Below are 15,077 nucleotides of genomic sequence, written 5' to 3'. Positions count from 1 at the left end.
GTCGTCGCCATGCCGCACGAGCGCCTGGGCGAAGGCGTCTGCGCCTACGTCATCGCCGATGGCGAGGCGCCGAGCCCGCAGGCGCTCGCCGCACACATCGCCGACAGCGGGCTGGCGAAGCAGAAAATTCCCGAGAGGTTCGAATTCCGCGAGGATTTCCCGCGCACGGCTTCCGGCAAAGTGCGCAAGGACCTGCTCCGCGCGGATGTGAAGGCGCTGGTGCCCTAATTCCTCCCCGAGCTTGTCTCGGGGAGGTGGCAGCCCGTCAGGGCTGACGGAGGGGGAATTTTCCGGACTCTCCCCCTCCACCACCGCTTCGCGGCGGTCCCCCTCCCCGAGCAAGCTTGAGGAGGAATAGGAACCGGAACTGGCGACGGCATCCTTGGATACCGCCGCCGGCCCTTCCTCCCCAGGAAACTCTCAGCCCGCAGCCATGGCGGCTGCGACGGCCGCGTCGATTTCGCTCTTCATCGGGTTGCGGCGCAGCGTCAAGCCGCCATTTACCTGCAGGTTCTCGCCGGTCATGAAGCACTCATCGCTGGAAAGCCAGACGACGGCGGCCGCAATGTCGTCGCTGGTGCCGATCCGGCCGAGCGGATAGCCCGCAAGGAAGGCGTCGAACAGGCCCGGCACCTGCTTGGCGTCCGAAGTCATCGGCGTGTCGGTCAACCCCGGCGAGATCGAATTCGCGCGCACGCCTTCCGCCCCGAACTCGTGCGCCACACAGCGGATCACGTGATCGGCCCCCGCCTTGGTGCCCATGTAGGCGGCATGGTCGTTGAGCATGATCGTCGCCGTCGCGGAGCTGATCTGGATCAGCGAGCCCCCGCGTCCGCCCTTGCTGCGCGCCATCTTGCCCACCATCGACTGGTAGAAGTGGAAAGGCCCGACATACTGCAGCATCGTCATCGCCATCAGTTCGTCATGCGTGGTTTCCAGGAAGCCCTTCAGGAGCCCCCAGCCGGTGGCATTCACCGCAATGTCGATGCCGCCAAGCTGCTGCGCGGCGCTGTCCGCCAGAGCATCGACGCTGGCCTTGTCGGTCAGGTCGCAGGCGCTCCACTTGCAGTCATGCTGCACGGCGAAATCGGCCAGCACGTCTTCCTTGCGGCCGGAAACGAGCACGCTGGCGCCCTCGTCCATCAGGCGCCGGGCGATATGCTGGCCCATGTTGTCGGGGCTGCTGGCGCCGAGGACAACGGCGCGCTTTCCTTCGAGGCGCTTCATGACACTCTCCCGTCGAATTGTTGCGGCCCCCGCGCTAGCACGGCGGGGCTGCGGTCATTCCTGACCAAAGAAATAGTGGCCATGCCGCGCCCGAGCGGCGACACCACGGCATCTGACAAGAAACCACGCGCGTGGCAGAGGAGCGCAAGACATGGATCTCGGACTGAAGGGCCTCAAGGCCATCCTCGTGGGCGCGAACGGCGGCATCGGCCGCGTAGTCGCGCATGTGCTGTCAGCCGAAGGCTGCGACATCGCCATCTGCGGCCGCTCGCAGGACAAGGTGGACAACGTGCTGTCGGAGGTCGCCGCTTCAGGCGTGAAGACCTACGGCGAGGCGCTTGACGTCACGCAGGTCGAGGCCGTCCCCGCCTTCGTCGACAAGGCAGCCGAGGCGCTCGGCGGCTGCGACATCTTCATCAGCTTCACCTCCACCAACCTCGGCGAAGACACCGACGCCGCGTGGGAAGCCGTGATCCAGGCCGACATCCTGCCGATGCGGCGCGGCATCGCGGCGGCCCGCCCGCACCTTGCCAAGTCGGACAACGCCGCGATCGTGTGCTTCAGCTCGACCGGCGCGGTCGAGGAATTCATGGGCGTCCAGCCCTACAACGCCCTCAAGGCCGCCGTGATGAACTATTCCTCGTCACTGGCGCAGGCACTGGCGGGCGAAGGCATCCGCGTGAACTGCATCACCCCCGGCCCGGTCATGACCGAGGACGGCCCCTGGCCCAAGATCCAGGCCGCCATGCCTGACTTCTACAACGCCACGCTCGCTAACATGCCCTCGGGCCGCTTCACTACCGGCGAGGAACTCGCAAACGCAGTCGCCTTCGTCGTCTCGCCCGCATGCAAGGCGATGACCGGCGCCAACATCGTGGTCGACAACGGCTATACCAAGCGCACCCAGTTCTGACGGTTCAACCTCCCTCCAGAGGATCATGCGGCGGGCCAAGGCCCGCCGCTTTTTTTGGGGACATCGCAGTCCCTGCAACACCCTATCGGCTTGCGTTTCGAAGCCCCAGGTTTTTGGCATAAAGAGCGGAACCATAGCCGGGCGAGAACATCGGCTCGTGCAGGGAAAAGCCATGGGCGCTTGCGATGCGGAGGAACTCTTCGCGGACCCGGGCTTCACGGCTCAGCACGCCGCCCGACCACGATAGCGGGACAGCCGTGCCTTCCGCAAATCCGAGCGCCGCGCGCAGTGCCAGGGCCATGTCCCCCAGTTCGCGCGCCGCTTCGTCGAGGATGGCCCCCGCCGCCTCGTCCCCGGCCATGGCGGCATCGGAGACCAGTCCGGCCAAACCCGCGATCTCGCTACGCCCCATGCCTGGCGGCCCCATGACTCGCCCGCACACGTCGAGGTCGTCCTCGAGCGACAGCGCGGTGTGGAGCGTTTCGTGGAGCGGCCCGCGCGGAGTGCGCCCGTCGCTCATGCGGGTGAACAGCGCAAGCCCCTTGATGGCGATCCAGTAGGCCGATCCCTCATCGCTGAAGACTTCGCCCCAGCCACCGGCGCGGGCAGCCTTGCCCTGCCGTTCGCCATAGCCGATCGAGCCGGTCCCGGCGACGATGTTGATGCCGTCCTCGCCGCCCAGCGATCCGGCCCAACCGCAGACCATGTCGTTGCCGACATCGTAGCGATCATGGCCCAGCACCGCGCCGCATGCCGCGTGGATGCGCGGATCGATGTCGCGGTCCTCGCCATAGGCAGGCAGGCCGAAGAACGCATGGTCGATGCCCTGCGGCGTGATGCCGATCGCCGCGCAGACTTGCGCGGCGCCGGTTTCGAGCCGCCGCACCACTTCGTCGAAGCCGACCTGGAGATGATAGGTCGTGCCCGTCAGAGCGGTGGCGAGCACCTCTCCGCCGCCGTCGATGCAGACGAACTCGGTCTTGGTGCCGCCGCCATCAACGCCGAGGAAGACGCCGCCGCTCATACTGGTTGCGCGTGGATCCGCACGCCCTGGACAACGCGGTTGACGGTGCCGCTGGCGTTCGGGCGATCAGGCGTGAGGCCCAGTTCGATCGAAACGGCAAGGCCGAAAAGCTGCGCGGGAACGATGAACGGGAACAGCAGGTCCGCATCCGCCGCGCCCAGCAGGCCGGGCACCGATATGTCGGCGTGGTCATCCGGGTTCGCCGAGATCACGACCACCGCGCCGCTGTGCCCGTCAGCCTTCAGCTCGGCGATGATGTCGAGATCGTAGAGCCGGGTCAGCGGATCGTTGGAGACGAAGACCACCGCCAGCGTCTGTGCATCGATGATCGTCTTGGGGCCGTGGCGGAAGCCCAGCGCAGTGTCGAACGCCGTCACCACCGCACCGTCGCTCAGTTCCATCAGCTTGAGCGCCGCCTCGCGCGCCAGCCCCTTGAACGGGCCGCTGCCGAGGTAGACGACCCGCTTGAAACCGCGCTCGGCCAGCGTCTCCACCACCGGCCTGCTCTGCGCATGGGTGGCGGCCACTGCGGAGGCGATCGCCTCGATGCGGCCGTCCAGCGCCGCGATCCCGCTCAGGATCGAGAGCGCGGCGAACATCATCGCGCTGAAGCTGGACGTCATCGCAAAGCCCCGGTCGTGCGTCGCCTCGGGCAGCACGACGACATGGGTGTTGCCACCGCTGCGCCGCGCCAGTTCACCCTCGGCATTGCAGGTGATAACGAGGTGATAGGCCTCATCGACATGCGCGTCGACCAGATCGACGGCGGCCACGCTCTCCGGGCTGCTACCTGAACGCCCGAACGAGACGAGCAGCGTCGGCACCTCGCGGCGGAGGTAAAGCGCGGGCGAACTGACGATATCGGTCGTCGCGATCGCCTCCACCGAACGGCCGAGCAGGCCCGAGAGCCACGGCGCCAGACACTCGCCGATGAAGGCCGATGTGCCTGCGCCGGTCAGCACGATGCGCGTATAGGGATTGGCGAGCAGCGGGCCGGTGAAGGCTTCGATCGCGGCCTTGTTCGCGCTAAGGATCGCCTGTGTCGCGCGCAGCGTTTCGGGCTGCTGCGCGATCTCCCGGCGAGTCCAGGGTTCGGCGTCGTTGCCCGGCGTTCCGGGAACCAGCAGGGCGTCAGGCATCGGGGTGGCAAGCTCCATGATAGGCGTCGAGAGTGGCGGCGATATGCGCCATGACAAGGTCTGCGGGATCGAGCGACGCGGTCCCGGCGCGCACCGCCGCATAGGCAAGCGGCAAGTGCTGGCTGACCAGCGGCAGCGAAGGCACCATGTCGCGCAAGTTGGCGAACAACTGCTCCTGCGCGGCGACGATGCGCGCGTCGGGCCAGTAGTAGCGGATGCGGTCGGAAAGGCTGTACTGCAGCTGCAGGCTCAGCGCCGCCCCTTGCGCATGGTAATACTTGCGCCAGTTACCCGGCTCGGCGCGCATGCGCTCCAGCGCGACTTCGCGAAGCCCCGCACGGCGAGGAGCCGGTACGGTTTCCGCCTCGATCGCATCGAGCGCCCAGAGCGCCTCACGCAGCGCGAATGTCACGCCGGGGCCGACCTTGAGCACCGCGAAATGATCGCGCACCAGCGCGGCAAGCGCATCGGCGGTCTGATAATCGGTCGAATGCGCTTCGTAGACCAGCCCCGCGACCGGCTCGATCGCGCGGCTCAGTCCGGTGGCGCGCTCGGGACGGTAATCGACGACCTTGTCGTGATCGAACTCGACGCCCGGCTGGACGACGGTGGCGATCACGCGGTCCCATGCAGCGGACAGCCCCGCCTCGGCGAACAGTGCGCGGTGCATCTCGACCGTGGCGATGGCGTCGGCCGGATCAGTGACGGCCAGTTCGTCGAGGTCTTCCGCCGCGCCGCCCGGCACGGGAACCTCGGTGCCGATCACATAGACCGGCGCGTCCGCGGCCATGCCCTCGAAGGCATCTTCGGCGGCCCGGCACAGGCGCGCCGCACGTTCGGCGATGGTCCGTTCGGGCAGCGGCACCGGATCGTCGGCGCAGCTCATCGAGCAGTCGAGATGGATCTTGCCGAACCCGGAGCGCACGTAAGCCGCGACCATCACTTCCGCCCGGTCCATCGCCTCGGCCGCAGGCAGCGCGGTCCAGGGATTGGGACCGAGATGATCGCCGCCCAGCGCCAGCCGTTCGACCGGGAAGCCGACGCGCTGCGCGATGGCGCGCACGAAGTCGCGGTAATCGGCGGGGGTCATGCCGGTGTAGCCGCCGTCCTGGTTCACCTGGTTACAGGTTGCCTCGACGAGGAGGATGTCCTGACCGGTTGCCAGCGCGTGGCGCAGCGCCGCTTCGATCGCCAGCGGGTGCGCGCAGCATACCGAAGTCACGCCGATACGTTCGCCCGCCTTGTGCCGCAGCACGATATCTCGAATCGCTTTCACATCGCTTCCTTTCGCCTCGACCAGTAGCGTAACGAAACTTTAAACGCAACTAATCGAAACTAATCGAAACCATCATTCTGCGAGGACGGCTTCCTCGTCCTTGGCATCCGGTTCGATGGCGAGAAGCAGCGAGGCCAGCAGCGCAAGGCCGATGCCCAGGCTCTTGAGCGGCCCCGGCACCACGCCCAGCACCGCCAGAGACAGCAGCGCCGTGGCGAGCGGGGCACCGGCGTTGGACAGCGGCGCGACGATGATCGCCTTGCCGTAGCGGAAGGCGAATACCAGCGTCAGCGCGCCGATGGCGTTGAGCACCTGGATCACGGCGGCAAGGCCCGGCCCGTCCCAGCCCCAGTTCACTGCTTGCGTGAAGTCCGTCATCGCCCAGGCGACCGGGATCAGCACGAGCGCGGAGAGCGTCATGTAGACGAAGATGCTCTCGCCCGACATGACGTGGTTGGCCGCCTTCATGAAGTATGCCTGCACGCCCCAGCACAGCATCACGATCATCGCCGGAACCAGCCACGCGGCGGAGGCTCCGCCGCTGCCGCCGGGGGCGAAGTCGAAAGTAGGCAGCGCCAGCAGCGCCAGCACGATCCCCAGCGCCCCCAGCCTGCCGGTCCGCTCCCGCATGAACACGAAGGACAGCGCGATCGTCACCACCGGAGACAGCGAGATGATCGGGAAGATCAGATAGGCCGGGCCGCGCGCCACGGCGTAGAACAGCACCATCTGCCCACCCGCGCCCAGCAGGCCCACCGCAAGTCCGTAGGCGATCGCGCGCGGCGACCGGTCGAGCGCCCAGCGCGCACCGGCCAGCACCACAAGCGCCGGAGGGATCATCGTCAGCGCCCAGACGCAGTAGACCAGCGTTTCGGGAAACCCGTGCTGCGGCGAAAGACCCGAAAACGCCCCCCAGACGCCCCATAGCACCACGGTGACGAGGGCATTCACCAGCCATGCCCGGCTGGAAGGTGCGGTGACGGTGCTCATGCCTTGGCTGCCTTTGTGGGAGTCGCACGCACGAGCAGGAACCGCTCGAACTTCGCCGGAATGCCGTTCTGTTTCGCGGTGGCACTGCCCAGCGGAGCGCCAGTAAAGCCGTCCGTCAGGACATAGCGCCCTGCCCCCAACCCGCGCAGACTGACCGGCCCGTCCCAGCTATCAGCGTAGAAGGCATAGTGCAGCACTCCGTCCTTCTCGATCGCGTGCGCCTCGGGCTTGTCGAAACCGATGTCGTAAAGCCCGCCGAGATACCTCCCCTTGGGCAGCATGTTTTCACGGTAGAGATCGATCCACTTGCGCCAGACCTTCTCCTTGTCCGCCGTCAGCTTGAAGCCGCCGGGCGGCAGCGGTTCGGAAGGGCTGGGCGTATCCTCGGGCCAGGTGAACTTCGTCGAGGGGATCGCGCCGATGCCGTATGTGGAGGCGAAATCGTCGCGCGTCTCGGTCAGTTCGACATGGTCGCCGGAGTACGGCGCGGAGGGCCCCATCAGCGCCTTGAAGGTCTTGCCCTTGAGCCGCACCTGCCACGAGGAGGTCGGGTCCGACGCGGGCGTGTTGTTCATCGCCGGGATATTGTGGAAGGCGAAGCTGTCGCCGCAGGGGCAGATCTCGACGACCGCTTGCGGATTAATCGCCATGACCTCGTCGTAGATCGCCTTCCAGAAATCCTGCAGCTTTTCATAGGATTCCTCAGGCCGCGCGTGGTTATGCGCCGGGTTGTGGCACGGAGCGACGCCATTGAGATGCTGGCCGTCCAGTTTCAGGCCCTCGAAGCCCCATTCACCGATGATCGTGCGCACGACGCCCCGGAAATAATCGATGGTCGGCTGATAGGCCGGGCAGAGCGTGAAGGCGTTCCACCAGGTCACGTTCTGCGCCGCGCCGTCGCGGTCGAGCAGCAACATGTCGGCATGATCGCGCAGCAGCGGCGTGCCGGGATCGGCCGCCAGCGGTGCCAGCCAGAGGCGCGGGCGCATCCCATCGGCCTTGATGCGGTCGGCGAAGGCCTTCATGTCGGCGTCACCGCGCGGGAAGCGGCTGCGGTCGACCCGCCAGTCGCCATCCGCGATCTGCCAGCCGTCGTCGATCACCGCCCATTCGAAGCCGAGTTCCTTCGCCTTGGGCAGCGCGCCGTAGATCTGGTCGGGCGTGAACTTGCGCTCGTAGCCCCAGGCGCACCAGATCGCGCCGTAGCTCGAATCCGGGATCGCGGGCGCCTTGAGCCCCTGTTCGGCCATGAGTTGGCGATAGGCATCGAGCGGACGGAAATGATCGCCCTCATGCGCCATCACGAAGGCGCGCGGCAGTGCCAGCGTGGCGCCCGGCGCAAGCAGTTGATTTGCCTCGCCGGTCATGCCGATCCGCGTGCCGCCGGGCTGCGCCGAGACGGGCAGCGCCACGAGACGCGGCACCGTCTCCAGATGCCCGACCGCCAATCCGACATCGCGGCGCCAGACCACCGCGACGGGCGTGCCGCCTCCGTAATCCGAGCCGTTCATGCCCATGAAGTTGCGCTGCTCGAAGCCGGGACCGACCTTCTGCACCCAGTCGCGCCGGTCGGGATAGGACGCCCCGGCGAAGCTCCAGGCGCCATCGGGATGGCCGTGCAGATCGTGCATGGCGATCCGCCAGCCGGTGACCGCCAACGGCTTGTCGCCGGTATTGCGATAGCGCACGTCGTACAGCGCGAGGCCGGGGAAGCGATCGAGGAACGTGACCGCGATTTCCTGTTCCAGCGCGCCGCCAGCCGTGCCGCGCAGGACATGACGGCGGCCACCGGCGACCTTGGATTCGGCGTGATCGAGCAGCACGAAGCGGTCGAACGCCGCGCCTTCCAGCGGGAACAGCGCCTCGGCCGCGGCCCATGGCGCGATTTCCTGCCCGCGATGAAGCAGGCGCGAACGCATCGCGGCGTCGAACTCGATGGTCAGGGTGTCGTCGGTGACGCGCGTGGTCGCCGCAGTCGCGGCCCAGACCTTGCCGGAGAGCAGAGGCCCGCTCGCGGCCGCGATCGTGGCGCCGGTCATCAACCGGGCCAGTGCCGCGCGACGGGTTACGGGGCTGAATGACATGTCCGCACTCTCCTGATGGACTTGCGCATCGAACGTTCCACGCTCGGCGACCTCACGAGAAAAGACTTGCACCAGCGCAATCCGCCATGCAATCCAAAAACACAGTTTTTTGATGCGTTTTCTTTCGTTTTCGTTTGAAGGAGGCTGATCCATGCGGAATCTGGTCAAAATGGTACTGTTTTCGAGTGCCGCACTGACGGCCTCGGTTGCCGTCGCCGCGCCTGCCGAGCAACATTATACCGAGGCGGACTTCGCGCATGTCGCCAAGTTCGATGCGCATGTTCATGCCAATGTCGATGACCCGCGTTTCATCGCGGTGGCGCGGCGGGATCGGTTCGAGATTTTGTCGATCAATGTCGATTATCCGGATTTTCCGCCGCTGCCGGAGCAAGCCGCAATCGCGGGGTCGATGCGCAAGGCGGACGCCAGGGTCTTCCACTTTGCCACAACGTTTCCGATGGATGGATTCGGGACGCCGGGTTGGACCGAGCGGACGGATGCGATGATTGATGCGGCGGTCGCCAAGGGGGCGGTCGCGGTGAAAGTCTGGAAGAACATAGGGATGGTGGCCAAGGACCCGGAGGGGAAGCGGGTTTTTCTGGATGATCCGCGATTCGATGGGGTCATGGCGCATCTAGAAAGCCGAGGGATTCCGTTGATCGCGCATCAGGCGGAGCCGAAGAACTGCTGGTTGCCGCTGGAGCAGATGACGACCGAGAACGATCGCTCGTATTTCCGCGAACATCCTGAATATTATATGTTTCTGCACCCCGAGGAGCCGAGTTACGAGGCGCTGATGGCGGCGCGGGACCGGTTCGTGGCGCGGCATCCCAAACTGGCGTTCGACGGGGCGCACATGGCCAGTCTGGAGTGGAGCGTCGATGAGCTGGCGAAGTTCTTCGATGCCCACCCCAAGGCGGTGGTCGATCTGGCGGCGCGGTTGTCGAACCTGCAGGTGCAGTCCAATGCCGATGTGGCCAAGGTCCGGGCATTTTTCGTGAAATATCAGGATCGTATCCTGTACGGCACCGACCTGACCGACAGCCCGCCGGACCCGGCGGCGCGGGCGCAGAATCCGCCAGCTACCGATGATTTTCCGGGGGAGGCCGATGCCGTGTGGCGGGCGGACTGGCGCTATCTGGCGACGCCGCTCAGCCAGCGGGTGGAGGCTATCCAGGCCGATGCGGTCGGGCTCAACCTGCCGAAGTCGGTGATCGACAAGATCTATTGGAAGAACGCCAGAAAGTTCTTCAATATCACAGGGTAATACCGGAAAATCGAGTGCCGGGCCAACCGGCACTCAACGGCACCTAACAGTACCCTAGCGCCACCCTACGCGCCTTATGCGCGGTGCAGGCGGAACCCCAGACGGTCCGCAGCAGACTGCACCGCGTCACTGTCGGCCGCGTCGGTGACGAGGTCGTCGATCTCCTCGACGTTGAGGATGCGGTGGAGGCAGACCTTGCCGAATTTCGAACGGTCGGTCACCGCGATCACCTGCCGCGCGGCTTTCGCCATCTTTCGGTTCAGCATCGCTTCGGGCTCGTAATGCGTGGTAATGCCGCGCTCGAAATCGAAACCATCGACGCCGAGGAACAGCTTGTCGACATGCAGGTCGCTGAGTGCGCTTTCGGTCTGGGCGCCGTAGAACGCGCGGTTGCGGCGGCGCAGGGCGCCGCCCAGCATGACCACGCGGATGCGCTCCTTGCGGGCCAGCGCGCAGAGGATGTCGAGATCGTTGGTGAGGACCGTGATCTCCTCGTCATCGGGCAGGTGATGAGCGATCTGCAGCGTCGTCGTGCCCGAATCGAGCACCACCGAATCGCCGGGTTGCACCATCGCGGCCGCCAGCGCACCGATCCGCGCCTTGGCGTCGGGATTGGCGGCACGCTTGGTTTCCAACGGCGGTTCGGCGACGACGTTGACCGCATCGGCCGAGATCGCGCCGCCGTAGCTGCGCTCCGCCACACCCTTCTTCGCAAGGAAATGAAGGTCTTTGCGGATCGTCTGCATCGACACGCCGTAACGCTCGGAAAGGTCGGTGACCTGCACGCTGCCGCGCTCGCGCACGAGGGTACTGATTTCCTGCCGCCTGCGGCTCGTGTCCCGGGTAACCACCATTTCATCACTCCTGCGAGCGTTTGCATTAACAGCGCCGAAGCGCCGCGACAAACATTAAGCGATGTTTCGTTACGTTTCTGTTTGACAGCTTCCGAATATCCAAGTTACCAAAACGAAATATAGCACGCCATACGGACGGGAATCATCGATGCCCCGATCCGGCCAAGGCGGGATCACATAGGGGTACGGAAACATGACGGGACGTAACACCTGGCGCTTGTCGGCGCTTGCCGGAGCCAGCACCATGGCGCTGCTCTCCGCCTCTCTCGCCCATGCGCAGGATGCCGCGACCGCGACCCCCGCTCCGGAAGCCGTCCCCTCGGCGCAGGACGATGCCGCCACCGCCGAAGCCATCGTCGTGCGCGGCGTGCGCGGCAGCCTCCTGCGCTCGATCCAGGCCAAGCGCAGCGCCGACACCATCGTCGATGCCATCTCGGCAGAGGAACTGGGCAAGTTCCCCAACCGCAACGTCGCCGAAGCGCTCGCCAACATCCCCGGCGTCACCGTGGGCCGCGACGGGCGCGGCGAAGGCCGCTCGATCACCATTCGCGGCCTCGGCGAGAATTTCGCGATCACCACCCTCAACGGTCGAATCCTCCCGACCGACGGGCCGGACCGCTCTTTTGCCTTCGACGTCCTCCCCTCCGAGATCATCTCGGGCGCCGAAGTGCAGAAGGCGGTCCGCGCCTCCGAGCTTGAAGGCAGCATCGGCGGCAACGTCGACTTGCGCACCGCACGCCCGCTCGACCGCCCCGGCCTCCATGCATCGGGCGCGGTCGAGGGACAGTACAACGATCTGGCGGATAAGGGCGGCTACAAGGTCAGCGGCGTCGTCAGCACCACTTTCGCCGACGACACGATGGGGCTGATGTTCGGCGTCAGCTACAACAAGTACAAGTTCCGTACCGACAACCTCGGCGAATACTCGCTGGCCGACGGCACCGAGGCGGCTTACGGCGTGGACTTCAACCGTGACGGCGCCATCAACCCCGACGCAAACGGCCCGGCCTATATCTGGCCCGACTACTACAGCATGGGCACCGTGCAGGGCCAGCGCGAGCGCATCGGTTCGGCGGCATCGTTCCAGTGGAAGCCGTCCAGCCAGTTCGAACTGACGATCGACGGCATCTACAGCCGCTTCGACGTGAAGCAGCACAACTACCGTTCGTCCAACTATCTCAACCCGCTGGGTGACGACGGTTCGCCGCGCTGGGACCCCAGCTCGATCAGCGTGGATGCCAACAACGTCGTCACCGGCTTCAGCATCGACAACTACACCGCCGAAGTGCTCACCACCGACGAGCCGCGCAAGAGCCAGACCTGGCAGATCGGCGGCCACATCGACTGGAAGCCGACCGACCGCCTGAAGTTCGGCTTCGACGGCTACATGGGCAAGGCGCGCGACAACACTGGCGGCCAGAACCGCTTCGTGGTGGCGGGCATCACCGGCGCCTCCGCCACATTCGCGACGCGCAACGGCGGGCTGCCAGACCTCGACGTGACCATCCCCGGCGGGCGCAGCCTGTCGGAAGCGACCAACGACGATTTCCGGGCCCACTACATCGGCATCCAGGGCCAGAACATCGCCGACCGCACGCAGGGCCTGAAGGGCGACGGCACGTATGATGTCGATAGCGGGATCTTCAAGTCGATCCAGTTCGGCGCCTCGTTCACCAACCGCAAGAAGTCGGTCGCCACGATCGACAACCAGTACACCACCTCGTGTAACTTCTGCGGCTATCCCTTCACCTTCGGGCAGCTGGGCGCGGACGTGGTGAAGCCGGGCAACGGTTCGATCTTGGGCAAGCTGGACGGCGATTTCCCTCGCAACTTCCCGCGCTTCGACATCGACACCTATCTGGCGGCACTGTCGCGGGTGGAGAACAACCCGGCGATCCTGAACCCCAATTCGTGCCTCGACGATACCGGCGCTTCGATCCCGGGGTGCCAGCTTTCGCCGTATCCTGCGGGCTATTCCAATCAGGTGATCGAGGCCGATCTGCCCGCTTCGTACCGCATCAAGGAGCGCACCTGGGCCGGCTATCTGATGGCCAATCTGGAGGGCGACAAGTGGCGCGCGGATATCGGCGCGCGGCTGGTGGCGACCAAGGTTTCCTCGGTGGGCTACGGCGCCAGCATCGCCAGCATCATCCCGCGTGCAGGCACGCAGGACAATGCCGTCACCTTCAACCCGGTCGAGCCGATCAACGGTGGCGGCGACTACGTGCGGCTGCTGCCGGCGGCGAACTTCTCCTACGATCTGGCGGACGGGCTGCGGCTGCGTCTGGCCGCTTCCGAGGCGATCTCGCGGCCCAGCTTCGGGGAACTCTCGCCCGCCAAGGACGCGACTTCAGCGCAGTCGGGCACGTACATCATCTATGACGCGGGCAACCCGAACCTCAAGCCGACCGAGGCCAAGCAGCTCGACGTGAGCCTCGAATTCTACCCGACCAACCGCCTCGCGCTGACGGCGGCGGCGTTCTACAAGCATATCACCAACTTCGTCTCGACGGTGCCGGTGGACGTGCAGATCACCCCGACCAACCAGCCCGCCAACCAGCAGCAGAGCTACTCCTTCGTCGAATATCAGGTGATGAACGGCGACAGCGCCAACGTCTACGGGCTGGAAGTGGGCGGGCCGTACTTCCTCGACAACGGTTTCGGCATCCAGGCGAACCTGACCTACAACAAGTCGCGCGCAAAGACCGGCGGCATCACCACCGACCTGCCGGGCGCGATTCCGTTCTCGGCCAATGCCAAGCTGTTCTACGAGAACCATGGCATCGGCGCGCAAGTCTCGTACAGCTATACCTCGCGCTATACTTATGCGCAGGCGGGCAGCCTTTCGTACCTGCCGGTGAAGGAAGACCCCTACCACGAGGTTTCGGCGAGCCTGTCGTACGACGTGACCGACAACTTCTCGGTCTACGTGCAGGGATCAAACCTGCTGGGCTCGGCGATCAAGCGGTTCAACGAGTATCGCAACCTTCCGAATTTCTATGAGTATTCGGGCCGCTCGTTCTTCTTCGGGGTGCGCGGGCGCCTTTGATATGACGCCTTGCCGGAGCGGTCATCGACGGCTCCGGCAAGATCGGGCTCAAGGTGCCGGTGTCCCTGCATCGAAGGATGCCGCAAACCGCTCGTACCTTGCCTCATCGAACGACCAGCGGGGCGATGCCTGTTCCCAGATCAGACGGCGTCATGGACCGGCAAAACAAGCCGGACGCCTAGAACTTCAGCACGCATCGGGCAGGCGCCCCGCATCGGTCGGCGCGTTGCTGTAGCTCGCCAGAACCGCGGTTCGATCCAGCGATGTCCATCAGGCCGCGCCGCCTTGCCGGGCATCGCGCAGGACGCGTGATAGCTCTTCCACCGAATAAGGCTTCTGCAGCAGCGCGAACCCATGCCGTGCGTCGCCGGCCAGGACGTGGCTGTAACCGCTCGTCAGGACGACCTTCAGGGCCGGCCAGCGGGAGCGGACATTCCTGCCAAGCTCGACCCCGTCCATCCCGGGCATGACAACGTCCGAGAAGACGATGTCGATCTCGCCATGGTCGCGCTCGAGTATCGCGATGGCATCACGGGCATTGGCGGCCCGGCGGGTGCTGAAGCCGAGATCGCCAAGAAGCTGCGAAGCGAATTCTCCGACCTGGTCGTTGTCTTCCACGACGAGGATGCTGGCTTCGCTCGCGGCGACTTCGTCGGGTGCCGAAACGGCCTGAACTGCATTCGGCGCGGCGGCGCGAGGCAGGTAGAGGCTGAACATCGTACCTTTGCCAAGAAGACTGTCGACGTCGATCTCTCCGCCGGACTGCTTGGTGAAGCCATAGACCTGGCTGAGACCAAGGCCGGTGCCCTTGCCGACTTCCTTGGTGGTGAAGAACGGTTCGAAGATATGATCGAGCTGTTCGGGCGGCATGCCCGATCCGCTGTCCGATACCGATACCTTGACGAAATCGCCCTTTGCGGCGGCATGCCCGCGCCGTGGCGGCACCGAGCCTGCGGCTTCGATCGCGATGGTGATACGCCCTTCGCCGTTCATCGCATCACGGGCATTGACCGCCATGTTGACGAGCGCGGTTTCGAACTGGCTGGCATCGACCTCCACGAAACAGGAGGCACAGATCGGATCGACGACGAGATCCACCCGCGATCCCACCACGGTGCGCAGCATGTCCGCTACGCTGCCCACCTTCGAGGCCGCGTTGAAGACTTCGGGCTTCAGCGCCTGCCGCCTAGCAAACGCCAGAAGCTGGCTGGTCAGCTTCGCGGCGCGATCCGCCGTTTCCGCTATCGCGTCGAT

Annotated in this window: 12 protein-coding genes; 4 read left to right on the top strand and 8 right to left on the bottom strand. The window is 65.5% G+C overall.

The features are described from left to right. Positions 1-228 (top strand): AMP-dependent ligase (locus LH128_RS13050; protein WP_008828728.1); only part of this gene is annotated, 228 nt, incomplete at its 5' end. Positions 229-420: 192 nt separating this feature from the next. On the opposite strand, the gene LH128_RS13045 is transcribed toward LH128_RS13050, so the two are convergent. Beyond that, positions 421-1,227 carry an SDR family NAD(P)-dependent oxidoreductase gene (locus tag LH128_RS13045; RefSeq protein ID WP_008830111.1) on the bottom strand — a complete coding sequence of 269 codons (807 nt, stop codon included), beginning with the start codon at positions 1,225-1,227 and terminating at the stop codon, positions 421-423. Between the two features lie 151 nt (positions 1,228-1,378). On the opposite strand from LH128_RS13045, the gene LH128_RS13040 reads away from it, so the two are divergent. Further along, the gene (locus LH128_RS13040; RefSeq protein WP_008830110.1) at positions 1,379-2,140 is read left to right on the top strand and encodes an SDR family NAD(P)-dependent oxidoreductase; all 762 of its coding nucleotides are present in this window, start codon (positions 1,379-1,381) and stop codon (positions 2,138-2,140) included. An 82-nt stretch (positions 2,141-2,222) separates the two neighbouring features. On the opposite strand, the gene LH128_RS13035 is transcribed toward LH128_RS13040, so the two are convergent. The 5 genes from LH128_RS13035 to LH128_RS13015 all read right to left on the bottom strand — a co-directional run bounded on the left by LH128_RS13035 (position 2,223) and on the right by LH128_RS13015 (position 8,725). After that, positions 2,223-3,164: an N-acetylglucosamine kinase gene (locus LH128_RS13035; protein WP_008830109.1), complete on the bottom strand. Its 942-nt coding sequence runs from the start codon at positions 3,162-3,164 to the stop codon at positions 2,223-2,225. Next, positions 3,161-4,321, bottom strand: a complete 1,161-nt coding sequence (locus LH128_RS13030; RefSeq protein WP_202950111.1) for an SIS domain-containing protein — start codon at positions 4,319-4,321, stop codon at positions 3,161-3,163. Before LH128_RS13030 ends, LH128_RS13035 begins: the two co-directional genes overlap by 4 nt. Then, positions 4,296-5,579, bottom strand: a complete 1,284-nt coding sequence (locus LH128_RS13025) for a D-tagatose-bisphosphate aldolase, class II, non-catalytic subunit (protein WP_008830107.1) — start codon at positions 5,577-5,579, stop codon at positions 4,296-4,298. The genes LH128_RS13030 and LH128_RS13025 overlap by 26 nt, the downstream gene beginning before the upstream one ends. 72 nt (positions 5,580-5,651) lie before the next feature. Then, positions 5,652-6,569: a DMT family transporter gene (locus LH128_RS13020; RefSeq protein ID WP_008830106.1), complete on the bottom strand. Its 918-nt coding sequence runs from the start codon at positions 6,567-6,569 to the stop codon at positions 5,652-5,654. Beyond that, complete coding sequence (locus LH128_RS13015; protein WP_327195156.1) at positions 6,566-8,725, bottom strand: glycoside hydrolase family 36 protein; 2,160 nt, start codon at positions 8,723-8,725, stop codon at positions 6,566-6,568. The genes LH128_RS13020 and LH128_RS13015 overlap by 4 nt, the downstream gene beginning before the upstream one ends. A gap of 79 nt (positions 8,726-8,804) precedes the next feature. On the opposite strand from LH128_RS13015, the gene LH128_RS13010 reads away from it, so the two are divergent. Continuing rightward, positions 8,805-9,920: an amidohydrolase family protein gene (locus LH128_RS13010; RefSeq protein WP_008830104.1), complete on the top strand. Its 1,116-nt coding sequence runs from the start codon at positions 8,805-8,807 to the stop codon at positions 9,918-9,920. A 74-nt stretch (positions 9,921-9,994) separates the two neighbouring features. Here LH128_RS13010 and agaR read toward each other — a convergent pair whose 3' ends face one another. Then, positions 9,995-10,774, bottom strand: coding sequence for a transcriptional repressor AgaR (gene agaR, locus LH128_RS13005; RefSeq protein ID WP_008830103.1), 780 nt, complete (start codon positions 10,772-10,774; stop codon positions 9,995-9,997). 193 nt (positions 10,775-10,967) lie between these two features. Between agaR and LH128_RS13000 the strand changes: the two genes are divergently transcribed. After that, a complete protein-coding gene (locus tag LH128_RS13000) occupies positions 10,968-13,823 on the top strand; it encodes a TonB-dependent receptor (RefSeq protein ID WP_083910205.1) in 2,856 nt (951 codons plus the stop codon). Positions 13,824-14,093: 270 nt separating this feature from the next. Here LH128_RS13000 and LH128_RS12995 read toward each other — a convergent pair. Next, a partial coding sequence (locus tag LH128_RS12995; RefSeq protein ID WP_008830101.1) for an ATP-binding protein occupies positions 14,094-15,077 on the bottom strand: 984 nt, incomplete at its 5' end.

It is taken from the genome of Sphingomonas sp. LH128 (genome assembly GCF_000293195.2).
Classification (GTDB): Bacteria; Pseudomonadota; Alphaproteobacteria; order Sphingomonadales; family Sphingomonadaceae; genus Novosphingobium; species Novosphingobium resinovorum_A.
The sequence above is the reverse complement of the archived record's forward strand: the minus strand, read 5'-3'. Positions and strand labels throughout refer to the sequence as shown.